Raw genomic sequence first — 25,201 nt, 5'->3', positions numbered from 1 at the left:
ATGACGAACTGGCAGACGGCCGGGCCGGCGGACTGGGAACGCCGGCTGCAGCCGATGGTGACCGTGGTGCCCTATCTGCTGCTCGGCGGCCTGACGCTGTTCACCGTCATCGTGGAGCACGGGCACGGGATCGCGCTGGACCTGGGGCTCGGTGCCGTCGCGGCCGGGTGGAACCTGGTGTTCTTCACCGTCCGCCCGGCCTGGCGCGACCGGCCGCGGATCATGGAAGTGTTCCTCGGCGGGCTGATCCTTCTCGGACTCGCTCTGGCGGCCCGGCACCCATGGTTCGGGTTCTACACCCCGGCGCTGTACTTCTACGCATACCGGATCATCGGCTGGCCGCGTGAGCTGTTCTACGTCGCCGGGGCCGGACTCGTCGCGGGGACCGCGCAGGCCACCGGCAGCGACTACGGCACCTGGGCCGGCCGGCTCACCTGGCTCACCGTGGTGGCCGCGAACGTCGTGCCGATGTGCCTGCTGGCCTGGCTCATCCAGATCGCCGCGCGGTACCACCAGGCGCGCGATCGGGCGATGCACGAGACGCAGGAGGCCAACTCCCGGCTCGCCACCGCGCTCGCCGAGAACGCGGCCCTGCAGGGCGAACTGGTCGAGCAGGCGCGGCTGGCCGGGGTCCAGGACGAGCGGTCCCGGATGGCGCGCGAGATCCACGACACGATCGCGCAGGGTCTGACCGGGATCGTGACCCAGTTGCAGGCGGCCGGGCACGCGGCCGCCGACCCGGCGGCGTGGCGGCGGCATCACGAAGCGGCGACCGCGCTGGCCCGGGAGAGCCTGACCGAGGCGCGGCGCTCGGTGAACGAGCTGCGGCCCGAGCCGCTGGACGGCGGGCGGCTGGCCGATGCGGTCACCGACGTGGCGGCCCGGTGGTCGGCCCGGCAGGGCATCCCGGCGCAGGTCACGGTCACCGGGGACAGGCGTGTGATGCGGCCCGCGGCCGAGGTGGCGCTGCTGCGGACCGCCCAGGAAGCCCTGGCCAACGTGGCGAAGCACGCGCCGGACGCCGGCCGGGTCGGGCTGACCCTCTCCTACATGGACGCGCAGGTGGCGCTCGACGTGCGCGACGACGGGCCCGGCTTCGACCCGGCGGCGCACACCGCCGGGTTCGGGCTGGTCGCGATGCGGCAGCGGATCGAGGCGCTGTCCGGAACGTTGCAGATCGAATCCGAGTCGGGTGGCGGGACCGGGATCTCCGCCTGCCTGCCCGCCGACCCACCGGAGGCCCGCCCATGACGGAACCGATCAGGTTGATGATCGTCGACGACCATCCCGTGGTACGCGACGGGCTGTGCGCGATGTTAGCCCGTGACCCCGAGTTCACCGTGGTCGGCGAGGCGTCCGACGGTGCCGAGGCGATCCGGATGGCGGAGACGCTGGCGCCCGACGTGATCCTGATGGACCTGCGGATGGCGGGGATGGACGGGGTGACCGCGATCGGCGAGCTGTCCCGGCGGGAGGTGCCGGCGCGGGTGCTGGTGCTGACGACGTACGACACCGACAGTCACGTGCTGCCGGCGATCGAGGCCGGGGCGACCGGCTACCTGCTCAAGGACGCGCCGCGCGAGGAGTTGCTGCGGGCGGTGCGGTCGGCGGCCCGCGGCGAGGTGACGCTCGCGCCGTCGGTGGCGGCCCGGCTGATGAGCCGGCTGCGCGCTCCCGCGCCGACGACCGGGCCGCTCAGCCAGCGTGAGCTGGAGGTGTTGCGGCTGGTCGCGGCGGGGAACACGAATCGGGAGGCGGCGGCGCGGCTGTTCATCACCGAGGCGACGGTCAAGACGCACCTGATCAACATCTACGCGAAGCTGGACGTGAAGGATCGCGCGGCGGCGGTCGCCGCGGGTTACGACCGGGGGCTCCTAGGCTCGTGAGACCTGTCCCGAGACGTCGCCGTGGGCGCTGCGGACCCAGTCCTTCTGGGCCAGCTTGAAGTGCAGTTCATGCAGGCGGGCGGTCCGGCGGCCGCCGTCGGCCGGTCGCACGTGCTCGGCGATGACCTGCAGCGGGCTCGCGTCGTCGAGGTCGGCCGGCAGCGGGCAGCGGCCCTCCTGGCGGGCACGGCGCAGACCCGGCTGCGAGCCGAGGACGGTGAGCGGCGCGGCCTCCAGCGACCGGCGCAGGTAGTCCACGTCGACGTCGTCGACCACCTTGTTGCCGACGAAGAACAGCAGGTCAGCGACACCGGCCGCGGTCGCCAGCTCGTGATAGCGGCGGGCGACCGTCGTGGACTCCGGGGTCGGCTCGACGACCACGACGATCGCGTCGAACTGGGCGTGCAGCGAGTTGGCGAACGCGTCCGTGCCGGCCACCATGTCGCAGACCACCCAGTCGTCCTGCTCCGGCCGCAGGTGCGAGAGCAGGTTCTCCAGGATGGCCAGGTGCCCGTGGTAGCAGCCGCCGCCGATGTCCTCCGGCTCGTAGGTGCCGACGTGCATGACGTGCGTGCGCTCGTCCAGCGCGACGCCGTGACCGGAGAGGACCGGGTCGGTGGCGTCGAGGGCCACCAGGTGCGAGCCGGGGCCGGGCGGGGTGGTCGCGACGAACCGTTCGACGCCGCCGACCAGAGTGTTCGTGCCGAGCAGGTGACGGCGTACGGCGGTGACGTTGGCCGGGTGCGACAGGGCCGCCTCCCGGTCGGCGGTCACGCCGAGCAGCGGCGCGAGGTGCACGTTGACGTCGGCGTCGATCGCCAGGACGCGACGGCCGGCGGCGCGCAGGTGCCCGACGAAGAGCGCGGCGAGGGTGCTCTTGCCACTGCCGCCCTTGCCAGTGAAAGCGATTTTCATTACCGGAACGGTAGAGACAGTGTCGCGCCCTCGCAAGCGGAACACGCCAATTCGCTATGAAAACCGTTTCCAGAAAGATCGTGCCGGGCGGAGCAGCCAGCCGGCGACCTCGCTGATCACGGCCCGATCCACGTGGTTCGCCCGCTGCGGGAAGAAGAAGTGATCGCCGTCCGGGTAGACCCGGAAGGTGACGTCCGGGCGGCCCGCCAGACCGTCCCGCCACCGCGCGAGATCGTCGGCCACGGTGACCTGATGATCGCGGCCACCCTGCAGGACCAGCATCGGCAAGCTCAACGCGGCCGCCGTGCCGACCTGGTCGTAGTCGCGCAGGTCGAGCCAGTAGGAGGCCGGCCAGCCGAACGGCAGGTCCGCCGCGGGCGTAGCCGGTGACAGGGCCGGGCTGTCGGCCAGAGCGGCCTGGCGACTGATCGCCTCGACGGCGGCCGGCCCGTCGGGTCCGGGCTGCTCGGCGGCCAGGTGACGGACCGCACGGACGGCGGCCTGCGGCAACGGCGCGGCGTCGGCGGCGAGCAGGATCAGCCCGGCGACCGACCCGTCGGCTGCCGCGACTCGGGGCACTGCCCGGCCACCGGCGCTGTGCCCGAGCAGGTGGACGCGCTCGGAGTCCACGCCGTCCTGCCGCCGCAGGAGGTCGAGCGCGGCGAGCGCAGGCGGCAGATATTCGTCCACCATGGTGAACCCGGGCGCCGAGGCGAGGCCGGGATACGCGTGGGTGATCTTGTCCATCCGCAGGACCGCCACGCCGCGGCGGGCCAGCCCCCAGGCCAGATCCTTGAGGGGTTTGCCCGCGCCGACGCTCTGATCGCGGTCGAACGGCCCGCCGCCGCCGAGCAGCACGACACCCAGAACGGGAGTGCGGCGCCGCGGCAGCGACACCGTGCCGGGCACGGCCGACGACCCCGAACCGACCGTGATCTCCTGCTCGTCGAATCGCCCCGGCCTGGCGTAGCGGGGCGCGCGCCACTCCGAGGTGACGGAAGGCGCCAGCCGGAGGCCGTGCAGCTGCCCGGCCCGGTCGACCGTCATGATCACCAGGTGGCCGTCGCGCTCGCCGGTCACCGGCACCTCGACCCGGGTCAGACCCGGGTCGGCCGGCACACCGGCAGGCGCTCCGACGCGCCAGGTCGAGCCGATGCGGGCGCGCTCGGCCGCCCACGCGGTCCGCAGCGTGTCGGCGGAGACGGCCGCACGCAGCGGCGGCGCGAACAGCGCCTCGATCTCGGCAAACCGGTCCGCACGGGCCAAGTCGATCACCGCCAGCGCCACGGTCTCCGGCTCGACCACCGTCATCAACCCCCATCGTTCTCGCTTTGTGCGAACGGTAGCAGCATGTGAGAGCATTCGGGGATGGGGACCATGGAACTGCTGGGACACCCGGCCCGGCTCCGGATCGTGCACGCGCTGCGCGGCGGCCGCACGCTCACCACCGCCCAGCTGGGCGCGCTCCTGCCGGACGTGTCGAAAGCCATGGTCTACCGGCACGTCGAGGCGCTGACCGCCGGCGGGGTGCTGCAAGTCGCCGGGGAACGCCGGGTGCGCGGCGCCGTCGAACGGCGCTATCGCCTCCACGAGCATCGGACCGGCATCGACCCGGAAGTCGCCCGGTCCCTGTCGAAGGACGACCACCGGCAGGCCTTCGGCACCGCCATGGCCGCACTGATCGCCGAGTTCGGGGCGTACTTGGACCGCGACGACGCCGACCCGTCCCGGGATCCGGTCGGCTACCGCCAGCATGCGGTCTGGCTCGACGACGACGAGCTCCTGGCCCTGCTCGCCGAACTGCGGACCGTGATCGCACCCCGGTTGTCCCACCAAGCGACCCCGGCCCGCACCCGCTACCTGCTCAGCCCCATCCTCTTCCCCAGCGAAGACGCGGAGGCGCCGTGAGCGTCAGCTTCGGGCGGGGCCGGCGTCATGCCGTCGACGCAAGCGCCGGCGAGCACGTCACCCAGCAACGGTGCGAACTTCATCAGGTCCTCGCCGTGCATGGCGAGGACCTTTCCCCGGCGTACGAACGGCGGCCCGTCCCCGAGCTCCGGGTAGGCGTGGGCCAGCCGGAAGATCCGGGTGTCGCCGGCCGAACGTTCCGCCATCGGCTCGCCGGCCTCGTAGCACCGGACGTCGATCCCCCGGTGCGGCAGCGCGGCGGTCGCCGACAGCCCGACGACCCACCACCGATCACCGCGACCTTCCTGACCTGCCGCTGTCAGCGCCGCTCAGGCATCGTCGGGGCAGCGCTCGTGGGTCGAGGTCGGCGGCGGGAACAGGTCGACGAGGCCGGTCTGCTCGACCGGGAGCGCCGAGTCGATCTCCGGGGCGCGCTCGGGCACGGGTGCGGCCAGGTGCACGGTGAACCAGTCGCCGGCCTGCACGGCGACCTGCTCCAGCGCTTCCGGGTCGCTGAAGAACCGGTCGCCGTCCGGGATGACGCACAGGTCGGACCGGGACCGCATCGCCCGGCGGGACTCCTCGTTCAGGGTGCGCAGCCGCGGGTCGCGCTCCCCGACGATCAGCAGGGTCGGCGCCTGCAGTTGGGCGAGCGCGCCGCCGGCCAGGTCGGCGCGACCGCCGCGGGTCACGACCGCCTGCACGTCACCGGGCCGGGCCGCCGCCGCCACCAGCGCCGCGGCGGCGTTCACGCCCGCTCCGAACAGGCCGATCGGCAGTCGCGCGGTCAGCGGCTGGGCGCGCAGTTTGCGCAGCACCCCGATCACCCGGTCGGCGAGCAGGTCGATGTCGAACCGGTGGCCTTCGTCGGCTCGCTCGTCCGGGGTCAGCGGTTCGATCAGCAAGGTCGCGAGCCCTCGCTCGTGGAGCAGCCCGGCGACGGCACTGTCGCGGGGACTGCTCTGCGTGAACAGGATCAGCGCCGGGGCGGCCGGAGGGGTGGTCAGGTCGCCGTCGAGCAGGGCGCCCGCCGCATGAATCCGCATGCCACCGCTGATACCCAGCCGGCCCCGGCCGAATCCGTCACCGTTCGGATCCCCAGGATCAAGACCCGATTGCGGTACGCCCTGAGCCGCCCCTCCCCCCGAGACGCCCCCGAGCATCAGCCACACGGCCTCAGCCGGCACTCAGAGGTGGCTCGAACCGCCGGAGGCACCCCTGACCCCCGGCCGACGGGGATCGTCAGTCGGCTTCGGCCTGGGTGAGCTGGGCAGTCCACCAGCTGGTTTCGTCGACCGCCTCGCGGTCGCGGTGTTCGAGGGCGGAGTACATGTCGGCGGCGAAGCGCCGGCCGATCTCCTCGGTGGGCTCGGGACGTTCCCAGAAGCCGGTCGCGAAGAGGCCCAGGAAGTAGACGAACAGGGCCGGGTGGGCGTTCACGTACTGGTCGAACTCGGGGTCGGCGGCCAGGTAGACGACCCGGTCGGTGGCCGGGTCGACGCCGAGGCGGTAGCGGTCGTTGCCGCTGACCAGCAGCGGGACATACGGCCGGCCGTCGTGCTCGATGGTCGTCCCGAGTCGCTCGTCGCGGACCGGGACCAGGTCGCGGACCTTGACCGTGGGCAGGCCCACCGTGGTCAGGAAGTCCCGCACCGAGTCGGACAGGCCGGGGTGGAGCAGGGCGGTGTCGACGGGCTCGACCCGGTCGCCCCAGACCGCGCGGATCTCCTCCGCGGTGACCTGTTCCCGCCAGTCCGTTCGCGTAGCTGCCACGCCGCCGTCCTCTCGGTCGAAAACCCGGTCTGCCACACAGTGTCATATGTCCATCGGGGACACGAGGTGCGACACGGAACCGTCCGCGGTCAGGCCTTGGTGAGATCCGCCGCAGTGGGGGCCATCACGATGCGCGGGTGCAGGCCCGGGCTCATCCATTTCAGCAGAGCGGCGACGTCGGCCCGGCTGACCGAGACGCAACCCGCGGTGGAGCCCTTGCCGCTGGCGTGCAGGAAGACCGCCGAGCCCCGGCCGACGTGCGACGGGGTGCCGGTCAGGTACTCACCGCGCCCGGCGTCCCAGCGGACACCGGCCGGGCGGTTGAAGTCGATCACCGCGGCGTAGGCGTACTGCGTCGGGTAGGCGGCCAGGCGCTCCGCCTCCGAGACGCGCCACGTGCGGTTCTTCGAGGCCGAGGGCTCGAAGACGTTGTACGTCCGCGGGTCGCGCTTGTCCCCCACCCAGTAGTCGTTGCCGTCCACCTTGCGATACGGCAGTTTCGTTCCCGGGTTGGCGCGCACCCCGAACGCCTGCGTGATGGCGAACGTGCCGGCCGGGGTCGTCCCGGTGTCCTGGACGCGGCGTGACGCCCACGCCCAGCCGGCGTAACCGACCCGGGCCGGCATGGCGGCGAACATCTGACGCCACGTGCCGTCGGCGTTGCGCTGGTAGGCGCGCAGCGTCGCCCCGGTCGACTTCCAGCCGTGCCCGGTCACCACGATCAGCTGCCGTGCGTTGCCGACATGCTGGAGACCGGACGGCAGCGCGGCGGCCGCCGGGGCCGCGGGCGCCACGATCGCCGTCGTCATCAGGACCAGCACCACGAGAAGCCTGCGCATGACCACTGACCTTAGGCGCGCATGTACCAGGTGGCCATCGCCACGGTGCGGAAACCCAGCGATTCGTGGAGCGGACGGCCCGCTTCGGTGGCCACCAGGGTGAACGGGCGGTCCGGGTGGACCTCGAAGGCGCGGTTCAGGATCGCCCGGCCCAGGCCACGGAGGCGGAACTCCGGCAGGGTGGCCGGCCAGTACAGGCCGACCGCGGCACCGTCACGCACGACTGCATCGCGTACGGAAAAATGATTTGACAGCACAGATAATCTGATCCTCCGTGCTCGTGGTCGGAGTCCGGGAGGGGCCCTGCCCTTCCCCTCACTCAGGAGCCATCGATGCACCGGGCCCCCGCCCTTCGCTTTCTGCTGATCACCGTCTTCGTCGACATGCTCGGGCTCGGCCTGGTCGTGCCGATCCTGCCGGCCCTGCTGACCTCGGTCACCGCCAACGCGGCGCTGTGGTCGGGGCTGCTCGGGTCGGTCTTCGGCCTGCTGCAGTTCGCCGCCGCGCCGCTGCTCGGGCGGCTCTCCGACCGGTACGGCCGCCGGCCGGTGCTGCTGCTGTCCCTCGCCGCCCTCGGCGCCGACTGGCTCGCGCACGCCGTGACGTCCGGCCCGTGGCCGCTTCTGATCGTGCACTCGCTCGCCGGTGCGTGCGCGGGGACGAACACGGTCGTCAACGCGTACGTCGCGGATGTCTGCACGCCGCAGGAGCGGCCCCGGGCGTACGGGATGATCGGTTCTGCCTTCGGCCTGGGTTTTGTCGCCGGCCCGGTTCTCGGTGGTCTGCTCGGCGCGGTCGACGTGCGACTGCCGTTCCTGGCCGCGGCCGGGATGTCGTTCGTGAACGTCGCCTACGGCCTGCTCGTGCTGCCGGAGTCGCGTCCCGGCGACCGCGGCACGCCTCTGAGTCTCGGACTGGTCAACCCGTTCACCGCGATCGCGGCGGTCCTGCGACGGCCGGTGCTCGGGCGGCTCGCGCACGCGCGGCTGCACGCGGATCTGGCGCGGATGATCCAGCAGTCGACGTGGGCGTTCTTCCTGACCTACCAGTTCACCTGGGGAACCGTGCACGTCGGCATCGTGATGGCGGCCGGCGCGCTGGCCGGGTCCCTGTTCCAGGCGCGGGCGGCCGGTCCGGTGGTCCGCCGGCTGGGTGAGAAGCCGGCCGCGGTCGCCGGGACGGTCCTGAGCGCCGTCGTCTTCCTGGGGTTCGCGTTCGTCACCGTCCCGTGGGTGTTCTACTTGCTCCAGTCGGTGGCGGTGCTGGCCTCGGCGGCCGGCGCGGCGGTCAGCTCGTGGCTGTCGCGCGGCATCGGGCCGGACGAGCAGGGCACCGTGCAGGGTGCGCTGACCAGCCTGGCCGCGGTCGCCGAGACGGTGGTGCCGCTGGTCGCCGGGGCGGTCTTCGCGTGGACGTTCCCCGGCCTGGTCTACGTCGGCGCGGCGTTCTTCGCGGCGGCCTCCGCGATGCTGCTGTCGCTGACCCCGGCCCTGGGCTAGGGCCGCGGATGCCGGTCAGGCGCAGGTCCAGCCGGCGCAGCCGGGCCGCCGGCAGCGCCGCTGCGAACGCCGCAGGGCACCGGCGGCAGACCAGATCGGGCCACCAGCACCGAGCCGCCGCCCAAGGCGGTTCGCGCAGGTCGGAGGAGCGGTGCGGGTCAGGCGGGTTCGAGAATGCTCCAGCCGGGGCCGGCCACGAACGTGCCGTTGTCCGCGCCGTCGTGGGTCAGCAGTGTGCGCAGCGGCCCGGTCTCCAGCGGGAAGTCGTGGCCGTGGTCGGCCGCGTTGAGCAGCACGATCAGCCGATGGTCGCCGGCCGACACCTCGTACGCGAACTGCTTGTTGGCCAGGTGCACCGGGCGGGTCACCGCCCGGTGCAGCCACGGGTGCCGCCGCCGCAGCCCGATCAGTTGCTCGTGGAGGCGGTAGACGGGCCAGCCGTCCGGCGCGAGCCCGGCCGGGGTGGACGGGAACGCGGGCCGGATCGCGTCGTCGCCGTTCTCCGCCTCGCGTTTGACGCCCTGGAAGGCCTGCTCGTCGCCGGCGTAGATGCTCGGCACCCCGCCGACGGTGAACAGCACGACGAGCGCCAGCCCGAGGTGCCGCCGGTCGGTGAGGGCGCTGGCCAGCCGGGTCACGTCGTGGTTGCCGACGAACGTCATCGGCGCGAAGTCGGCCGAGAACGTGTCGTGGCGCTCCAGCGCCCACGCCAGCTCGAACAGGTTCAGGTCGTTGAGGCTGCTCCAGACGGCTTTCCAGAGCTCGTACTGGGTGACGGAGTCGAGGCCGCCGTCGCGGACCCAGGCCGGGTAGTCCCCGTGGATGACCTCGCCGACGAACCACCCGCCGTCGATGGCGCCCGCCGTTTTCTTCCAGAAGGGCAGAGGCACCGCGTACGCCGCGTCGAGGCGCCACGCGTCCACGCCGAAGTCCAGCCAGTGCCGCATCACGCCGGTCACGTACTCCACGACCTCGGGATCGTCGTGGTCGAGCGCGACCAGATGCCCGTGCCCCTCGAAGGTGGCGTAGTCGCCGCCGTCCCGGCGGAACCACTCCGGGTGCGCGAAGCCTCGGCCGACGTGGTTGAAAACCCCGTCCAGCATCACCCGGATCCCCTTGGCCCGGCACTCGTCGACCAGCCACCGCAGGTCGTCCTCGGTGCCGAGGCGACGGTCGACACGGTAGTGGTCGACCGTGTCGTACCCGTGGGTCTCCGATGCGAAGATCGGGCCGAGCGCCAGCCCGTTGCACCCGAGCTCCAGCAGGTAGTCCAGCCACGGCCCGAGGTTGCGCAGGCGTGGCTCGGCCGGTGCGCCCGGCGGCAGCGCCTGCCGGGGCGCGCCCAGGAAGGTCAGCGGGTGGAGGTGCCACCAGATCACGTGCTCGGCCCAGTCACTCATCGCTGCCACACCCTACTTGAACCCGGGCAAGGATCAGCCGTCGTCGCGGAGTCGGGACACCGGCGGGGTGGTCTCCAGCCGGGGCCACACCGACGGCGGCTATAAAGGGTCATGGACAGCGAACCGGTGATCGTGGACGTCGACGGGCCGATCGGGCGGCTGACGCTGAACCGGCCGAGGGCGATCAACGCGCTCACGCCCGAGATGGTGACGATCATGGAGCGGGCGCTCGCCGAGTGGGTCGAGTCGCCGGTCGAGACCGTCGTGATCAGCGGGAACGGCGAACGCGGGCTCTGCGCCGGCGGCGACATCCGGATGATCCACGCCGACGCGGTCTCCGGCGGGACGGCCTCGATCGGCTTCTGGGCGCAGGAGTACCGGCTGAACGCGACCATCGCGGCGTACCCGAAACCGATCGTCGCGGTCATGGACGGGCTGGTCATGGGCGGTGGCATCGGCATCTCCGCGCACGCGTCGGTCCGGGTGGTCACCGAGCGGTCGCGGCTGGCGATGCCCGAGGTCGGCATCGGCATGCACCCCGACGTGGGCGGCTCGTGGCTGCTCGCGCACGCGCCCGGCGAACTGGGCACGCACCTGGCGCTGACCGGGTCACCGGTCGGGGCCGCCGACGGGATCGCCGCCGGGCTCGCCGATCACTTCGTGCCGGCCGAACTGCTGCCCCGGCTGCTCGCCGAGCCGCACCGGGCCGCCGAGTTCGCCGGCAGCCCGCCGCCGGGGGACTTCGCGGAGGCCCGGGAGTGGATCGACGCCTGCTACGCCGGGGACGACGTGGCCACGATCGTCGCCCGGCTGGCCGCGCACCCCGCCGCCGGGGCACAGACGGCCGCCAAGGAGATCGCGACCCGGTCACCGACCGCGTTGGCGATCACGTTGCGGTCGGTGCGGACTGCCGCCGTACTGCCGGATCTGGAATCTGCTCTCGAGCAGGAGCTCCGGTTGTCCTCGGCGATGCTGCGGCTGCCGGATCTGGCCGAGGGCATCCGTGCGCAGATCATCGACAAGGACCGGAATCCGCGCTGGCGGCCGGCGACTCTCGCCGAGGTGTCTCCGGCGCTGGTCGACGCCTGTTTCGCGCGGTGACGAGCCCAGCTGCGGCGGCCTCGGGGAGAAGCGTGGCACCCGAGTCGCAACCAGGAGCGAACTTCTCGACACTCACCGTCCCGAAAACTACTGACCATGGCCACCTCCCAGCAGGCCCGCCGGGCCGCCGCACTGACCGTCGCGACCGCCGCCGCGGTCACCCTCGCCTCCTCGCCGGCCACGGCGATCACCCGGGGCGCGGGGCCGGAACCGTCCACCGTGTCCGTCGGCGTCCGGGCGGTCACGAAGGTCCCCACCGTGACCGCTGTCTCCGCCGTCTCGGGCACGACCGGGGGCGGGACGACCGTGACCGTCACCGGCAGCGGGTTCACCACCCTGGAGGCCGGGAACGCGGCCGCGGTGAAGTTCGGTGACGTCAACGCGAAGTCGTTCACCGTCGTCTCCGACACCAAACTGACCGCCGTCACCCCGGCCGGCACCGGCGGCGCGGTCCTCGTCAAGGTCACCAACAGCGCCGGGACCAGCGCCGGATCGGCCACCTTCACCTACCGCGCACCGCTGACCGCGACGTTCAAGGACGTCACCGGGGCCAAGCCGACCGGCGGGACACCGGTCGACGTGACCGTGACCGGCGGCACCGTCGGCACCACGTTCAAGGAGTTCGCCGCCGAGAAGCTCACCGCCAAGGTCGGCGACGCCACCGCGGCCGTGGCCTGGGTCGACGCGACCCACGTCAAGGTGACCACGCCCGCCTCGACGAAGTCCACGGCGCAGAGACTCACCCTGACCCACGACGGGGTGACGGGGCCGGCGTCGGAGAACACGATCCGTTACGCGCCCAAGCTGACCAGCGTCGTACCGGCGAAGGTGTCGACGGCCGGCGGCGAGACCGTCACCATCACCGGCAGCGGCTTCTCCGACGAGGTCACCGGGGTCACGTTCGGCGAGACGAAGGCGACCAGCTTCGCCGTGAAGTCGGCCACCCAGATCACCGCGGTCGTCCCGGCCGGTGCGAACGGCGCGGCCGCGGTCACCGTCACCTCCGCCGGCGGCACCGCGTCCGGGCTGGTCACCTACCGGGCGCCGCTGGGCGTCAAGGTCGCCGACGGCACCGCCGTACGCGCGTCCGGCGGCAGCGTCACCCTGGAGGTCACCGGCGGCACGGTCGGCGCCACCGCCAAGGAGTACGCAGCCGAGAAGATCACCGCGTCGGTCGGCACGGTCAAGGTCACCCCGTCCTGGGTCGACGCGACTCACGTCAAGCTGACCCTGCCGTCCTCGACGGCGGCGACCGGCAGCGTCACCCTCCTGCACGACGGGGTGGCCGGGACCGCGGCCACCGTCGGCTACGTCCCGGTCGTGGTGAGCCTCTCCGCGACCAGCGACAAGGTCGCCGGCGGGGCGAAGGTGACCGTGAAGATCGCCGGTGGCGAGGCGACCGGCGCCAAGGACTTCAAGTTCGGCAGCACCGCGGCGGATTGCACACCGATCTCGGGCAACGCCTACTCCTGCGTGGTCCCGAAGGCCGACAAGGCCGGGCCGACCTGGGTGACCTTCACCGCCGGCACCGGGACGACGAGCCGCTTCACCCCGTCCGCCACGTTCAACTACACCGACCTGGACTGAGCCGCGTCCCGGGAGACCCACATGCCGTCGACGTACAGGTCGCCGAGCGCGTCGATCAACCGGCGCGCCTCGGCCGCGGTCAGGCGGAGCGGGACCGGAGGACGCGGAGGGCCAGCTCGCCCCAGGAAATGTTCTCGCGTTCGAAGCTGATGCCCCGCTGCAGTGTCAGGTAGGGGCCGATCCGGTTCCCGGTCGCCAGGAACTCCTCGTGGCTGCGGGTGCCGAGGATGTCGGCGAGCTGCCGCTCGTACGCCTCCAGGCGTTGCTCGCTCTGTTTGATCCGGGCCTCGATCGACGCCCGTACCGCGGCATTGTCGGCCCAGGCCAGAGCCTCGACCTGGACCAACAGCTCGTCACGGACGGTGGTGGGTCTCGGATCCTGCCGGGTGAACTCGGTCAGGGCAGCCCGGCCCGCGTCGGTGACCGAGAAGAGCCGCTTGTCCGGCCGCTTGTCCTGGTGCACCACGCGGGCCGTGAGCAGGCCCTCGGCTTCCAGCTTGTCGAGTTCGCGGTAGAGCTGCTGCGGCGTCGCGGTCCAGAAGTTGGCGACCGAGACCCGGAACCGTTTGGCCAGGTCGTAACCGGACGACTCCCGGTCGATCAGCGCCGCCAGCAGGGCGTTTCTCAGGGCCACAGGCGAATCCTACGGGCCCGGGGGCCGAACTCCGGATCGCTGTTCTTCAGCACGGCGCGGCGCAGGGCGGCGGTGTTCGGCAGGCGCAGCAGTCGTAGCTGCTCCCAGCGCTCGCGGGCGAAGGTGCGGCGAGCACTGCCGGTCAGCGCGCCGTCGACGAGGCGTTTCGCGGCGGCGAGGGCGTCCGGTGACTTGGTCAGCAGGCTCTCGGCGAACACGGTGGCGGCCTTGATCGGCTCGTCGTCCAGCTCGGTGACCAGGCCCAGCCGGTGCGCCTCGGTGCCGCTGAACTGCTCGGCGGTCATCGTGAGCCGCTTCGCGACGTCGGGGCCGACGATCTCGGTGAGGCTGCGGACGCCGGTCATGTCCGGGATGATCCCCCACTTGCCTTCCAGGACCGACCATTTCGAGTCGGGGGTGGCGAAGCGGAAGTCGGCGGCGAGCGCGATCTGGATGCCGCCGCCGTAGCAGTGCCCGGTGACCGCGGCGACGACCGGGACCGGGATGCGCCGCCATGCCCAGCACGCCTCCTGGAACGTGTTGGTGCCGCGCCACGGCGCCGGGACGAACGCCTTCGCGACCCGCGCGGGCGTCTTCAGCGTGCCGGCGATGTCCAGGCCGGCGCAGAACGACGGGCCCTCCCCCGCGATCACCACGGCGCGCAGGGTGCGATCTTTTCTCAGGTCGCGGGCGGTCCGGATCAGCTCGTCGAGCGTGTCCAGGGTCAGGGCGTTGAGCTTGTCGGGACGGTCGAGTCTGACCTGGGCGATGCCGTCGTCCACCGCCAGGGACAGATATTTCATGATTCTTCTCCCAGGTCAGACGCGAGCGGCCAGCTCGGTCGCTTGCTTGATCGCCCGCTTCGCGTCGAGTTCCGCGGCCACGTCGGCACCACCGATGACGTGCACCGGGACGCCGCGCTCCCGCAGGGGCGCTTCGAGGTCACGCACCGATACCTGCCCCGCGCAGAGCACCACCGTGTCCACCTTGAGCACGCGGTCGGCCAGGTGCAGCCCGTCGTCGTCGATCCGCTGGTAGTCGACGCCGCGCAGCATCGTCACGCCCGCGTCCTGAAGCGTGGCCCGATGCACCCAGCCGGTGGTTTTCCCCAGCCCCTCGCCCACCGCGGTTTCCTTGCGTTGCAGCAGGTAGAGCTCCCGTTTCGCCGGCACTTTCACCTTCGTCGCCAGGCCACCGCGCTGCTCGGCGGGGTCGGTGACACCCCAGCGCCGCATCCAGTCGTCGAGCGGCTCGTTCCGGCCGTGCAGCAGGAACTCGCCGACGTCGAAGCCGATCCCGCCCGCTCCGATGATCGCCACCCGGTCACCGACCGGCGCGCCGTCGATGAGCTGCTGATACGTCACCACCGACGGATGGTCGACGCCGGGGATGCCGGGAACCCGGGGCTTGACCCCGGTCGCGAGGACCACCTCGTCGAACCCGGCCAGGTCATCGACGGTGGCGCGCGTTCCCAGGTGGACTTTCACCCCGCGGATGTCGAGCATGTGGCGGTAGTAGTCGAGGGTCCGCGCGAACTCCTCCTTGCCGGGGATCCGCGCGGCGAGGCGGAATTGTCCGCCGATCTCGTCGCCCGCCTCGAAAAGCTCCACCCGGTGCCCGCGCCCGGCCAGTTCCACGGCGGCGGCAAGTCCCGCCGGTCCCGCGCCGACGACGACAACCTTCTTCGCCGTACGGGTCGGCAGCAGCACCAGCTCGGTTTCATGCCCGGCCCGGGGGTTGAGCAGACACGACGCCCGCTGGTTCCGGAACGTGTGATCGAGGCAGGCCTGATTGCAGGCGATGCACGTGATGATCTCGCGTTCCCGGTCCTCGGCGGCCTTGACCACCCACTCGGCGTCGGCGAGCAGCGGGCGGGCCATCGACACCAGGTCGGCGTCGCCCGCGGCGAGGATCTGCTCGGCGGCCTCCGGCCGGTTGATCCGGTTGGACGCGATGACCGGAACCGATACCTCGGCGCGCAGCTTCCGCGTCACCCAGGTGAAGGCGCCCGGCGGCACGGACGTGACGATGGTCGGCACCCGGGCCTCGTGCCACCCGATGCCGGTGTTGAACAGGCTCACGCCCGCCGCTTCCAGCTGCCGGGCCAACTCGGCGGTCTCATCCCAGCTCTGCGCGTCGTCGACGAGGTCGAGCAGGCTGATCCGGTACTGCACGATGAAGTCGTCGCCGGCCAGGTCGCGGGTGCGCTTGACGATCTCGATCGGGAACCGCATGCGTTTCTCGGCGGTGCCACCCCACACGTCGGTGCGGTCGTTGGTGCGGGCGGCGAGGAACTGATTGATCAGGTAACCCTCGGAGCCCATGATCTCCACGCCGTCGTAGCCGGCCCGCCGGGCGAGCTCGGCGGCGCGCGCGAACGCGGTCGCGGTCCGGTCGACCTGCCGGGCCGACATCGCCCGCGGGCGGAACGGCGTGATCGGCGACTTCTTCGCGGAGGCGCTCTGGATGAACGGGTGGTATCCGTACCGCCCGGCGTGCAGCACCTGAAGAAGAATCTTTCCGTCGTGCTCGTGCACGGCGTCGGTGACGATCCGGTGCCGGTCGGCGTGGCGCCCGGTCGCCATCGTGCTGCCGAGTGGCGCCAGCCAGCCCCGCCACGTCGGTGCGTAGCCGCCGGTCACCATCAGGCCGACGCCGCCCTTGGCCCGCTCGGCGAAATACGCCGCGAGTTTCGGCAGGTCACGCTCGCGGTCCTCGAGCTTGGTGTGCATCGACCCCATCACCACGCGGTTGCGCAGCGTGGTGTGGCCGAGGTCCAGGGGGCTCAGCAGCGTCGGATACCGGCTCATGGATGGCGACTATACAAAGAGTTGCATAGTAAAGAAAGTGACTATGACATCGGCACTGCTTCGCAGCCGGATCGCCGCGGTAGTCCTGCTCTACGCCAACCACTCAGCCGGATCACCCAGCTCACCATCTACGACGGCGACCAGGTCATGCTCCGGCTCGGCGATCCGCCATCACCAGGCTGATCCGTACCGCGGCCAGACGCAGGATGCCGGCTCGGTGGTGCACTGTCGGATCGGTGGCCGCTCGTACCAGGAAAGGAACCGCGAGAGCCGCCACTACGACGGTCTCGACATGGAGCAGAGAGGAAGACAGGCTGCTGCTCAGGTTCACCTTGGCATGCTCAGCATCCTCGGCGTGCAAGGCGTGCAACTGGCCGATCAGCTTCTCGGCGGAGGAGTGAAAGACATGCCATGGCACCTTCTCCGGCGTCAGGTCTGCCGAGCCAGAAGCTCGACGACGTACTGACGCACGTCCGGCAGATCGCTGAGCTCATCGTCAAAGCGGGTGTGCCCAGGGGCCAACGCCACCGACATGAACCCCGACCCCGCAGCGCAGCCCCCAGCACAAGGCGCCAAGGTCGTCGTACGCGCAGCCACCCTCGCGGCGGACGGCCCCACCGGCAGCTTCTTCGACGTGAACGGCCCTGTGGGCTGGTGACCGTCAGGCCGCAACCCGTCGGCGTTGCCGTCTGCGCGTACGCCGGCGGGCGGCCGAGCCGGGACCTCAGCCATGCCCAGCGTGGCTGAGGTCCCGCGCCACCAAGTCGCCCGGCCGGGGATCAGAACCGGGCGAGGAGGGCTTCGAGGTTGCGTTCACCCTCGCGGGTCTGCATGCCGGCAGCGAGCAGCTTGTGCGCGAGCGCGGCGGCGTCGGCACTGAAGAGCGGGGTGAGCATCTCGTTCTCCACGGCGAGCCCTTCCCGAGTGATCGCGGTGGCGGCGGCGTTCACGGCGGTCTTGACCGCGGCGATGATTTCCGGGCGGAGGGCGCCGATGCGCCGGGCCAGCGAGTCGACGAAGGCGTCGATGTCGTCCGCCGGCAGAGCGCGGTTGACCAGTCCGTACCGTTCGGCCAGCTCGGCGTCGACGAGCTGCGCACCGAGAAGCAGTTCCAAGGACCGGGCTCGCCCGATCAGCGACGTCATGTACTGGGTGCCGCCACCGCCGGCCATGATGCCCAGCAACACCTCGGGCTGCGACTGCCCGGCTTTGCCGATCGCGGCGAAACGCATGTCGAGGGCCATCAGGAACTCGTTGCCGCCGCCCCGGACCAGACCGGTGAGCTTGCCGATCGTGATCTGGGGAAGTGAGCGCACCTCCTCGTGCACGACCTGCATGAGGTTCAGCGCCGGGGGGAACTCGGCGCCGGGGTTGGCGGCCATGGTGGCGGCACCCGCGGCGGCCAGCACGTCCGGGTCGGTGACGAAGCGCATGTCGCCGTGGGTGATGAAGAAGTCCGGGTCGGCGCTGTCGAACACGATGACCCGCACGCCGGCATCGGCGCGCACCTGAGCGACGAAGCGGCGCAGAGACGGCAGCAGCGTGCCGTCGGACAGGTTCAGCGGCGGGTTGTCGAGTGTCACCGTGGCGACGCCATCGGCAACGGCAACGTGGAGACCGGGCAGTTCGTACGTCATGGTGACGCTCCTTTGCATATCTGAAACTGAGTATCACGGTAGGTTCTCAGGTGCAGACCTGCAAGTGGGCTTCGTCTCCGTATCCTGGGTGCATGACCGGTCTTAGTACTCGCGCCATCGGGCGCGCCGCCGTGCGGGGCGAGCTGGCAAGCATCGCTCTGCCCCGGTTCTTCGACGCCGGGTTCGACAACGTCACCTTCGACGACCTGGCGACCGCGGCCGGAGTCTCGCGCAGTACCTTCCTGCGGTACTTCGGGAACAAGGAGGACGTCGTCCTGTTCGTGTTCGACCCGCTGGGCGACGCCATGTCGGCAGCCCTGGCGTCCCGCCCCGCCACCGAGGACGAATGGACGGCGCTACGGCGGGCTGTCGACCCGGCTGTCGCACTGCTCACCCGGGAGCCGGGCGAAGGGCTGGCGCTGCTGCGGCTGGTGTGGAACACCCCGGCCCTCTGGGGCCGACTGCACGAGAAGCAAGCGAGCTGGCGACCCGCGCTGGCCGGCCACCTGGCCGAGCGTTCCGGCGCCGGCGCCACGTCACCCCTGGCCCTGCGCACGCGTGCCATGGCGGCGCTGGGATGCCTGATGGTCGCCCTCGACAGCTGGGTCGACGGCAACGGGCGCGACGATCTCGGCGCCCTGACCGACCTCACGTTCGGAGCCCTGGCCCCGATCCACCCGTGCCATCACGATGACGACCGGACCCCTACGGAGGGATCGGCTTAGAAAGACCTCGTCCGACCGGGTTCACAAGAGCTGGACGGTCCGCCCTCAGCGTGCTCTCCGTCCCGCCACGGATCCCGGTGGTGCGCTCGCCGAAGCTCCCCGGCCAGCGCCTCCCGGAACCGTGGCCGGCAGCCGCCGAGCAGCTCGCCGGGGCGGTGCGCGAGGGGGCTCGCGATACTCCTCGGCGCCGGGGTCGGTCTCAGCATGCCGAAGTAGCCGAAGTTCACCGCGCGCATGGCCCACACACGGACGCGCCGGAGACCCCCGTGGTTCGAGGGCCTCCGGCGAGGCGGTTCCGTGCGGTGGATCAGGGTCCGCGAAGGATCAGGTTGCCGTTGTCGGCGGTGCCGCTCTGCGAGCCGCTTATTTCGCCGGCGCGTTTTGCGGCGCCGCATTCCCCGCGGCTTTATCCGCCGGCGTTTCGTTCAGAGCCAGACCACGCAGGATGTTGTCCCGGTTCGCGTTCCCACGCAGCGCGGTCAAGGAGTTCAAGCGGCCCAGCAAAGTCGTGGAAGACGCCGGGCATTTCAAGTCCTGAATCGCCGACAAGGTCTTCTCGAAACGTTGAATGCGGCTTTCCAGGTCCGTTCCACTCGGAAGGCTCGCATTCTTCAACGCCACCTGCGCGTTCACCTGGGCTTGAGTGGGCGGGCAGCGACCGGGAACTTTCACCCCGGTAGGGCCCACCCGGTCGGCCGTCGCGTTCGGATTGCCCGGGCTGAAACCCAGCGCCGGCACCAAAGCGTCGATGTTACCGGAGCCGGCTCCGGCGTTCCCCGTCGTTCCACCCGCGGCCGCGTCACCGGATCCTGCGGCGGCTTTATCCGCCGGCGTTTCGTTCAGACCCAGACCACGCAGGATGTTGTCCCGGTTCGCGTTCCCACGCAGCGCGGTCAAGGAGTTCAAGCGGCCCAGCAAAGTCGTGGAAGACGCCGGGCATTTCAAGTCCTGAATCGCCGACAAGGTCTTCTCGAAACGTTGAATGCGGCTTTCCAGGTCCGTTCCACTCGGAAGGCTCGCATTCTTCAACGCCACCTGCGCGTTCACCTGGGCTTGAGTGGGCGGGCAGCGACCGGGAACTTTCACCCCGGTAGGGCCCACCCGGTCGGCCGTCGCGTTCGGATTGCCCGGGCTGAAACCCAGCGCCGGCACCAAAGCGTCGATGTTACCGGAGCCGGCTCCGGCGTTGCCCGCGGGTTGGACGGCGGCCTGGCCCATCCCCGTGCCGACCGCGAGCGCCGAGCCGAGCAGCGCTGCGGCGACACCTCCCATCACCAGCTTGCGCGTCCGGCTGCTGACTCCGCGTCGATACATGCACGGCTCCTCTTCGTTTCGGTCCTGCTTGTGCCGAGATGTACGAGCAATGATGTGGCAGCAGTTCACGACGCTGAGCAAGCTTTCCTTAAAGTTTCTTTAACGTGACTCCCGGGAGGTGCAGCCGCCGGCATCGTCGCGCCCACGTCCGTGGGCACCCCGGTCGCGGGTCAGCAGCGAGCCCGCCGCCATCACCGTGAACGCGGCCGGCTGCGCGAGCGGCTCGGTCGGCCAGCCGGACAGCATCGGCCCGATCACTGTGACCAGCACCGCGGCGCCGCCACCGCACCACCATGCGGACCGCCACCAACCGCGAGTCACGCCGGCTGTTCCCCGGCCGCCGCGCCGGCGAGCCCCCGCAGCCCAGCACCCTGTCGAACCTGGTGCACGACCTCGGCGTCCCGCACTTCGTACGAGGGCGTCGTCCCGTCCGAGATCGCCGATGTGGCGCCGTGGCCCTCTTCCTGCGGTACCGCGGGTGAGCGCAGTGTCCGGCCCGAACGAGAAGGGCCGCGCCCGTTGCCGGACGCGGCCCTGGTTTCGAACCTCGGCCCCTACTTGCAGGGGTAGTTCGAGGCGGTGCAGGCGACGCCGTTGTTGTAGGCGTCGTTGAAGTGGGTGAAGTACGCGTCGTAGAGCGGGTGGGTGGTGCCCGACTCCGGCGCCATCTTCACGAAGAGCTCGTCGTTGTCGGTCAGTGCGTCCGCGCTCCAGTTCTGCGAACCGGTGTAGATCCGGTAGTGGTAGGTGTCGCCGAACTTCGCGTACAGCGCGAAGAACTTGTCGTGCACCATGTCCATCCGGTGGATCTTGATCCCGGCGCCGATCAGGTCGTCGTAGACGCTCTCGGTCATGTCGATGCCGCCGTCGTCCTTGGTGCCGACGACGACCCAGATCTGGCAGCCCTCCGACTTGAACTTCTTGACCAGGCTGGTGATGCCGGGACGGCCGCCGGTGACGAAGGCCATGCCGATCCGCAGCCGGCAGTTCGCGTCCGGGGTGGCGTCGTTGAGCCGGGTGACGATGGTGTCGGTCTCACCCGCGGCCTCCGGCGAGGCGTACGCGTCCGCGGCGGTGGCCTGGTAGTACCCACGACCCGAGGCGGAGTCGTAGTAGTTGTTGCCGGCGACGTGCTTGCCGTTCCACATGTCGGTGAAGTTGGCGTTCAGGCCGTTCATCAGCGCGGTGTCGCCGTAGACCGTGATGGTGTTGTTGAACGAGTTCGGGCCGGTCGTGTACGTCATGTTCGCCGAACCGAACCAGGAGACGTTGGACCGCGCGACACCGTTCGGGTCGGTCGTGGACGTGAAGGTGAACATCTTGGTGTGCATGTCACCGTCGCCGCTGGTGCTGATGCAGGCCCGGCCGCCGGTCGACGGGTACGAGCAGAACTTGTGGTTCTTCAGCGTCTTGAGCAGGGCGACGCCGGAGTCGGTGGACGCCTCGTTCTTGCCGTCGATCACGACCTTCACGATGACTTCGCGCTTCTCCGCGTTCACCAGGGCCTGCGCCACCGAGTCGATGCTCAGCGAGTGGAGGGTGCCCTGGATGGTGGACCCCTTCGGCGCGGCGTTGATCAGCCGCTGCAGCTCCAGGTGGATGGTGTTGTCCGCGCCGTTCGCGGCGGCGTGCGGGTTGTTGAAGTGCGCCCAGACCGGGTAGCCGCCGATCGTCGCCTGCACCGAGCTCGCGGCCGCGGCCGGCGTCGGCGCCGGGAGGACGAGGGCCAACCCGCTCAGCACCAGGGCCAGTCCCGCTCTCAACAAGTTACGTTTACGCAAAAGTTCCTCCCCGTTCAATGATCCACTACAGCGGGGAGTGTTACCCATACCTGCACATGCGTCAATTCGATGTGCATCCATGTTCATGCCGCGGCCCGGCCCGGCCGGCGCCACCCGCTGCGGCGGGCCCGCCGGCGAGTACCGGCTCGCGCCCGAGCACCCGCACCCGGCGCCGGTCGAGGACTGCTACGCCGGGCTCGTGTGGACCGCGTCGCACGCCGCTGAGCTGGGCATCGACCCGTCCCCGGCCGATCGTCGCCGGGGCCGGCGCCGCCTCAGCACTCGATGACGTTGACGGCGAGGCCGCCGCGGGACGTCTCCTTGTACTTGATCTTCATGTCGGCGCCGGTCTCCTTCATCGTCTTGATGACCTTGTCGAGGGAGACGTGGTGTTTCCCGTCGCCGCGCAGGGCCAGCTTCGCCGCCGTGACCGCCTTCACCGCCGCCATCCCGTTGCGTTCGATGCACGGGATCTGGACGAGACCGCCGACCGGGTCGCAGGTCAGCCCGAGGTTGTGTTCCATCCCGATCTCGGCCGCGTTCTCCACCTGCTCGGGGGTGCCGCCGAGGACTTCGGCGAGCCCGGCCGCCGCCATCGCGCAGGCCGAGCCGACTTCGCCCTGGCAGCCGACCTCGGCCCCGGAGATCGACGCGTTCTCCTTGAACAGCAGCCCGATCGCGCCGGCGGCGAGGAGGAACCGGACCACGCCGTCGTCGTCGAAGCCGGGCACGAACGCCTTGCAGTAGCTGAGCACGGCCGGGATGATGCCCGCGGCGCCGTTGGTGGGCGCGGTCACGACGCGACCTCCGGCCGCGTTCTGCTCGTTGACGGCCATCGCGTACGCGGTGAGCCACTCCATCGCGTGCACGGCCGGGTCCCCGGCGGCGCGCAGTTGCCGGGCGGTGGCGGCCGCTCGACGGCGCACCTTGAGGCCGCCCGGGAGGACCCCTTCGGCGTCCAACCCCGCGTTCACGCACTCCTGCATGACCTGCCAGATGCCGAGCAGCCCGGCCCGGATGTCCGGTACTGATCGCCACGCGGTCTCGTTGGCCAGCATCAGCCGCGAGATCGAGAGCCCGGTCGTGCGGGTCAGCTCCAGCAGTTCCGCACCGGAGCTGAACGGATGTGGAAGCCGGGTGTCGTCCGCCCGTACGCGGGAAGATCCGACCTGGTCCACGACGAAGCCGCCGCCGACCGAGAAGTAGGTCTTGGCGAGCAGCTCGGCGCCGTCGGCGCCGAGCGCGGTGAAGGTCATCCCGTTGGGGTGTTCGGGCAGCGAGCGGCGGCGGTGCAGCACCAGGTCGACGGCGATCTCCCGGCCGTCGAGCATGATCGGCCCCGGTTCCAGGGTCGTGTCGACCGTCTCCGGCTCCTCCCCCATCAGGCCGAGCAGCACGGCGCGCGGCGTGCCGTGCCCGTGTCCGGTGGCGCCCAGCGAGCCGAACAGTTCGGCGCGGATGCCGGCGACCCGCGGGTCGAGGTGCCGGGCGAACATCCGAGCGGCACGCATCGGGCCGACCGTGTGGGAGCTGGACGGCCCGATGCCGATCGAGAAGAGGTCGAAGACGGAGACGGCCATGATCACTGATCCTTACCGGGGGCGCTGGTAGAACGGGAGCGGGACGATCTCGACGGCTTCACGCTTGCCCCGAACATCGACCGCCAGATGGCGTGAGTCGAGATTTTTCGTGACATAGGCGAGAGCGATCGGGTGACCCAGCGTCGGCGACGGCGCACCGCTGGTCACCTCGCCGAGCGTTTCCCCGGTGTCCGCGTCGACCACCACATACCCGGCTCGCGGCGATCGACGCCCGGTCGCCCGGAGTCCGACCAGTTCCCGCGTCGGCGTGCAGGCCCGCAGCGCCTCGCCACCGACGAAGTCCCCCTTGTCCAGCGCCACGATCCGCCCGAGCCCGGCGTCGAACGGGGTGGTGTGAATGCTCAGCTCGTGGCCGTAGAGCGGCATCCCCGCCTCGAGCCGCAGCGTGTCGCGGCACGCCAGCCCGGCCGGTTGGGCGCCCTTGTCCTGCAGGAACGCCCAGATCGCCGGCGCGTCCTGGTTGCCGCAGTAGATCTCGAAGCCGTCCTCGCCGGTGTACCCGGTGCGGGCCAGCAGCACGTCCCGGCCGGCCACCTCGGCGGGCTTGATCGCGTAGTACTTGAGATCCGGGTGCTCGCCGACGATCTTCACGGCGTCCGGTCCCTGCACGGCGATCAGCGCCCGGTCCACCACCTCGACCGTGACCGCGAAGCCACCGGAGTGCTCGCCCAGCATCGCGCGCACGACCGGCGCGTTCGCGGCGTTCGCGACCACCAGGAACTCCTGGTCGGTGAGCCGGTAGACGACCAGGTCGTCCAGCACTCCGCCGGTCGTGTGGCACAGCATCGTGTACTTCGCCCGCCCCGGCTTGACCGCGGAGAGCCGGCCGACCAGCGCGTAGTCCAGGAACGCGGCGGCGTCGGGCCCACCGACCGCGATCTGCCCCATGTGCCCGAGGTCGAAAAGACCCGCCGATTGCCGTACGGCATGGTGCTCCCCCACATCACTGCCGTACCGCAGCGGCATCTCCCAGCCGGCGAAGCCGGTGAAGGTGGCGCCGAGGCGCTGGTGGACGTCGAAAAGCGCGGTGCGTCGCAACGGGAGGCTCCTGTGGTCGGGGCCTCCCTCGCTCTGTCATCTCTGCCTGAGAGGTTCACCGCCGTTGGGCGGTTTGCACCGTGGGCGCAGCGCCATGGGAGCGCTGTCTTTCCAGAGTCGCCGAACCGCTGCGGTACTGGGGCCTGAGAGATTCTGAGGGAGAAGTTGCTCCTTCGGCGCCCTCGCCAGGTCGCGAGGGCTCTCCCGCAGCGGTCGTTGCGGCGAAGTCTTCACTTGTCGGGTCGGACCCTATCAGCCGGTGCGCTCCGTCTCACCCGCCTGGGCCAGGCGTTCCAGGGCGGGCAGGGCCTGCACGATCGCGTCACGGTCGGCCGGTTCCAGGTGGTCGAAGAGCCGGTCGAGCGTGGTCGCGTAGTGGGCGAGGGTCCTGATCACCACCGCCCGCCCCTCGTCGGTCACCTCGACGAGCACGCCGCGACCGTCGGTGGGGTCAGGCACCCGCCGGACCAGGGCAGTCTTCTCCATCCGGCCGACGAGCTGGGTCATGCCGGGCTGGGAGGCCCGGGTGACCCGGGCCAGTTCGGTGACCCGGGCCGGCCCGTCGTCGGCGAGCCGGCGCAGCACCGAGAGCGCCACCGAGCTCGGGTTGTCGGGCCCTTCGAGCTGGCGCAGGAAGCGCACCAGTCGACCGAGCACCGGCAACAACTGTGATCCACGACTCTCGCCGGTCACCATTTGAATAACCTCATTATGGACATAGTGTCGAAGAAGTTCAGATCCTTTCGTACGGGA

Annotated in this window: 26 protein-coding genes, 1 pseudogene and 1 riboswitch; of the genes and pseudogenes, 9 read left to right on the top strand and 18 right to left on the bottom strand. The window is 70.9% G+C overall.

Translation table 11 applies throughout. From position 1 onward, the window contains the following. Both ACH442_RS20000 and ACH442_RS19995 read left to right on the top strand, forming a co-directional pair. The gene (locus ACH442_RS20000; protein WP_396339545.1) at positions 1 to 1,251 is read left to right on the top strand and encodes a sensor histidine kinase; all 1,251 of its coding nucleotides are present in this window, start codon (positions 1 to 3) and stop codon (positions 1,249 to 1,251) included. Further along, a complete protein-coding gene (locus tag ACH442_RS19995) occupies positions 1,248 to 1,886 on the top strand; it encodes a response regulator (protein WP_396339544.1) in 639 nt (212 codons plus the stop codon). Before ACH442_RS20000 ends, ACH442_RS19995 begins: the two co-directional genes overlap by 4 nt. Here ACH442_RS19995 and ACH442_RS19990 read toward each other — a convergent pair. After that, a complete protein-coding gene (locus tag ACH442_RS19990; RefSeq protein WP_396339543.1) occupies positions 1,875 to 2,801 on the bottom strand; it encodes an ATP-binding protein in 927 nt (308 codons plus the stop codon). The genes ACH442_RS19995 and ACH442_RS19990 overlap by 12 nt on opposite strands. 54 nt (positions 2,802 to 2,855) lie before the next feature. After that, a complete protein-coding gene (locus ACH442_RS19985; RefSeq protein ID WP_396339542.1) occupies positions 2,856 to 4,112 on the bottom strand; it encodes an alpha/beta hydrolase family protein in 1,257 nt (418 codons plus the stop codon). 57 nt (positions 4,113 to 4,169) lie between these two features. Between ACH442_RS19985 and ACH442_RS19980 the strand changes: the two genes are divergently transcribed. Beyond that, complete coding sequence (locus tag ACH442_RS19980) at positions 4,170 to 4,709, top strand: helix-turn-helix domain-containing protein (RefSeq protein WP_396339541.1); 540 nt, start codon at positions 4,170 to 4,172, stop codon at positions 4,707 to 4,709. Here the strand turns inward: ACH442_RS19980 and ACH442_RS19975 are convergent. From ACH442_RS19975 to ACH442_RS19955, 5 genes are all read right to left on the bottom strand, one after another. After that, complete coding sequence (locus ACH442_RS19975) at positions 4,658 to 4,915, bottom strand: hypothetical protein (RefSeq protein WP_396339540.1); 258 nt, start codon at positions 4,913 to 4,915, stop codon at positions 4,658 to 4,660. The genes ACH442_RS19980 and ACH442_RS19975 overlap by 52 nt on opposite strands. 123 nt (positions 4,916 to 5,038) lie before the next feature. Then, the gene (locus ACH442_RS19970) at positions 5,039 to 5,755 is read right to left on the bottom strand and encodes a hydrolase (RefSeq protein ID WP_396339539.1); all 717 of its coding nucleotides are present in this window, start codon (positions 5,753 to 5,755) and stop codon (positions 5,039 to 5,041) included. A 196-nt stretch (positions 5,756 to 5,951) separates the two neighbouring features. Then, a complete protein-coding gene (locus ACH442_RS19965) occupies positions 5,952 to 6,482 on the bottom strand; it encodes an SUKH-4 family immunity protein (protein ID WP_396339538.1) in 531 nt (176 codons plus the stop codon). Between the two features lie 89 nt (positions 6,483 to 6,571). After that, entirely contained in the window at positions 6,572 to 7,321 is a 750-nt protein-coding gene (locus tag ACH442_RS19960) for a L,D-transpeptidase (RefSeq protein WP_396339537.1), read from the bottom strand. Between the two features lie 11 nt (positions 7,322 to 7,332). Beyond that, positions 7,333 to 7,542 carry a hypothetical protein gene (locus ACH442_RS19955; protein WP_396339536.1) on the bottom strand — a complete coding sequence of 70 codons (210 nt, stop codon included), beginning with the start codon at positions 7,540 to 7,542 and terminating at the stop codon, positions 7,333 to 7,335. 111 nt (positions 7,543 to 7,653) lie between these two features. Between ACH442_RS19955 and ACH442_RS19950 the strand changes: the two genes are divergently transcribed. Next, positions 7,654 to 8,820, top strand: a complete 1,167-nt coding sequence (locus tag ACH442_RS19950; RefSeq protein ID WP_396339535.1) for an MFS transporter — start codon at positions 7,654 to 7,656, stop codon at positions 8,818 to 8,820. A 158-nt stretch (positions 8,821 to 8,978) separates the two neighbouring features. On the opposite strand, the gene ACH442_RS19945 is transcribed toward ACH442_RS19950, so the two are convergent. Further along, on the bottom strand, positions 8,979 to 10,220 hold the full coding sequence (locus ACH442_RS19945) for an alpha-amylase family glycosyl hydrolase (RefSeq protein WP_396339534.1): 1,242 nt from the start codon (positions 10,218 to 10,220) through the stop codon (positions 8,979 to 8,981). Positions 10,221 to 10,331: 111 nt separating this feature from the next. Between ACH442_RS19945 and ACH442_RS19940 the strand changes: the two genes are divergently transcribed. Together ACH442_RS19940 and ACH442_RS19935 are read left to right on the top strand one after the other, a co-directional pair. Beyond that, complete coding sequence (locus tag ACH442_RS19940; protein ID WP_396339533.1) at positions 10,332 to 11,321, top strand: enoyl-CoA hydratase/isomerase family protein; 990 nt, start codon at positions 10,332 to 10,334, stop codon at positions 11,319 to 11,321. A 96-nt stretch (positions 11,322 to 11,417) separates the two neighbouring features. Then, positions 11,418 to 12,908: an IPT/TIG domain-containing protein gene (locus tag ACH442_RS19935; RefSeq protein WP_396339532.1), complete on the top strand. Its 1,491-nt coding sequence runs from the start codon at positions 11,418 to 11,420 to the stop codon at positions 12,906 to 12,908. Positions 12,909 to 12,987: 79 nt separating this feature from the next. Here the strand turns inward: ACH442_RS19935 and ACH442_RS19930 are convergent, their stop codons facing one another. The 3 genes from ACH442_RS19930 to ACH442_RS19920 are packed head-to-tail and all read right to left on the bottom strand — an operon-like array spanning position 12,988 to position 16,352. Then, positions 12,988 to 13,542 (bottom strand): PadR family transcriptional regulator, encoded by a 555-nt coding sequence (locus ACH442_RS19930; protein ID WP_396339531.1) that lies wholly within the window; start codon positions 13,540 to 13,542, stop codon positions 12,988 to 12,990. Further along, positions 13,533 to 14,345: a crotonase/enoyl-CoA hydratase family protein gene (locus ACH442_RS19925; protein WP_396339530.1), complete on the bottom strand. Its 813-nt coding sequence runs from the start codon at positions 14,343 to 14,345 to the stop codon at positions 13,533 to 13,535. The genes ACH442_RS19930 and ACH442_RS19925 overlap by 10 nt, the downstream gene beginning before the upstream one ends. Positions 14,346 to 14,360: 15 nt before the next feature. Then, positions 14,361 to 16,352, bottom strand: a complete 1,992-nt coding sequence (locus tag ACH442_RS19920) for an FAD-dependent oxidoreductase (protein ID WP_396339529.1) — start codon at positions 16,350 to 16,352, stop codon at positions 14,361 to 14,363. A 43-nt stretch (positions 16,353 to 16,395) separates the two neighbouring features. Here ACH442_RS19920 and ACH442_RS19915 point away from each other — a divergent pair, with 43 nt between their 5' ends. Further along, on the top strand, positions 16,396 to 16,818 hold the full coding sequence (locus ACH442_RS19915; protein WP_396339528.1) for a hypothetical protein: 423 nt from the start codon (positions 16,396 to 16,398) through the stop codon (positions 16,816 to 16,818). A gap of 313 nt (positions 16,819 to 17,131) precedes the next feature. Here the strand turns inward: ACH442_RS19915 and ACH442_RS19910 are convergent, their stop codons facing one another. After that, on the bottom strand, positions 17,132 to 17,989 hold the full coding sequence (locus tag ACH442_RS19910; RefSeq protein ID WP_396339527.1) for an enoyl-CoA hydratase/isomerase family protein: 858 nt from the start codon (positions 17,987 to 17,989) through the stop codon (positions 17,132 to 17,134). A gap of 92 nt (positions 17,990 to 18,081) precedes the next feature. Here ACH442_RS19910 and ACH442_RS19905 point away from each other — a divergent pair, with 92 nt between their 5' ends. After that, positions 18,082 to 18,714, top strand: a complete 633-nt coding sequence (locus ACH442_RS19905) for a TetR family transcriptional regulator (protein WP_396339526.1) — start codon at positions 18,082 to 18,084, stop codon at positions 18,712 to 18,714. A gap of 363 nt (positions 18,715 to 19,077) precedes the next feature. On the opposite strand, the gene ACH442_RS19900 is transcribed toward ACH442_RS19905, so the two are convergent. The 3 genes and pseudogenes from ACH442_RS19900 to ACH442_RS19890 all read right to left on the bottom strand — a co-directional run bounded on the left by ACH442_RS19900 (position 19,078) and on the right by ACH442_RS19890 (position 21,791). Further along, on the bottom strand, positions 19,078 to 20,028 hold the full coding sequence (locus ACH442_RS19900; RefSeq protein ID WP_396339525.1) for a hypothetical protein: 951 nt from the start codon (positions 20,026 to 20,028) through the stop codon (positions 19,078 to 19,080). Between the two features lie 65 nt (positions 20,029 to 20,093). After that, positions 20,094 to 20,400, bottom strand: a pseudogene (locus tag ACH442_RS19895) (hypothetical protein); the annotation flags it as partial. A 182-nt stretch (positions 20,401 to 20,582) separates the two neighbouring features. Beyond that, complete coding sequence (locus ACH442_RS19890) at positions 20,583 to 21,791, bottom strand: phosphatidylserine/phosphatidylglycerophosphate/cardiolipin synthase family protein (protein ID WP_396339524.1); 1,209 nt, start codon at positions 21,789 to 21,791, stop codon at positions 20,583 to 20,585. 97 nt (positions 21,792 to 21,888) lie between these two features. Here ACH442_RS19890 and ACH442_RS19885 point away from each other — a divergent pair, with 97 nt between their 5' ends. After that, positions 21,889 to 22,098 carry an alpha/beta hydrolase gene (locus ACH442_RS19885; protein WP_396339523.1) on the top strand — a complete coding sequence of 70 codons (210 nt, stop codon included), beginning with the start codon at positions 21,889 to 21,891 and terminating at the stop codon, positions 22,096 to 22,098. Here ACH442_RS19885 and ACH442_RS19880 read toward each other — a convergent pair. The 3 genes from ACH442_RS19880 to ACH442_RS19870 all read right to left on the bottom strand — a co-directional run bounded on the left by ACH442_RS19880 (position 22,085) and on the right by ACH442_RS19870 (position 25,144). Then, positions 22,085 to 23,389 carry an L-serine ammonia-lyase gene (locus ACH442_RS19880; RefSeq protein ID WP_396339522.1) on the bottom strand — a complete coding sequence of 435 codons (1,305 nt, stop codon included), beginning with the start codon at positions 23,387 to 23,389 and terminating at the stop codon, positions 22,085 to 22,087. The genes ACH442_RS19885 and ACH442_RS19880 overlap by 14 nt on opposite strands. A gap of 12 nt (positions 23,390 to 23,401) precedes the next feature. Beyond that, positions 23,402 to 24,448 (bottom strand): glycine cleavage system aminomethyltransferase GcvT, encoded by a 1,047-nt coding sequence (gene gcvT, locus ACH442_RS19875; protein WP_396339521.1) that lies wholly within the window; start codon positions 24,446 to 24,448, stop codon positions 23,402 to 23,404. A gap of 121 nt (positions 24,449 to 24,569) precedes the next feature. Continuing rightward, positions 24,570 to 24,665: riboswitch (glycine riboswitch) on the bottom strand. 35 nt (positions 24,666 to 24,700) lie between these two features. Continuing rightward, a complete protein-coding gene (locus ACH442_RS19870; protein ID WP_396339520.1) occupies positions 24,701 to 25,144 on the bottom strand; it encodes a MarR family winged helix-turn-helix transcriptional regulator in 444 nt (147 codons plus the stop codon). Between the last annotated feature and the right edge of the window lie 57 nt (positions 25,145 to 25,201).

The organism is Actinoplanes sp. NPDC020271 (genome assembly GCF_044388125.1).
Classification (GTDB): domain Bacteria; phylum Actinomycetota; class Actinomycetes; order Mycobacteriales; family Micromonosporaceae; genus Actinoplanes.
The sequence above is the reverse complement of the archived record's forward strand: the minus strand, read 5'-3'. Positions and strand labels throughout refer to the sequence as shown.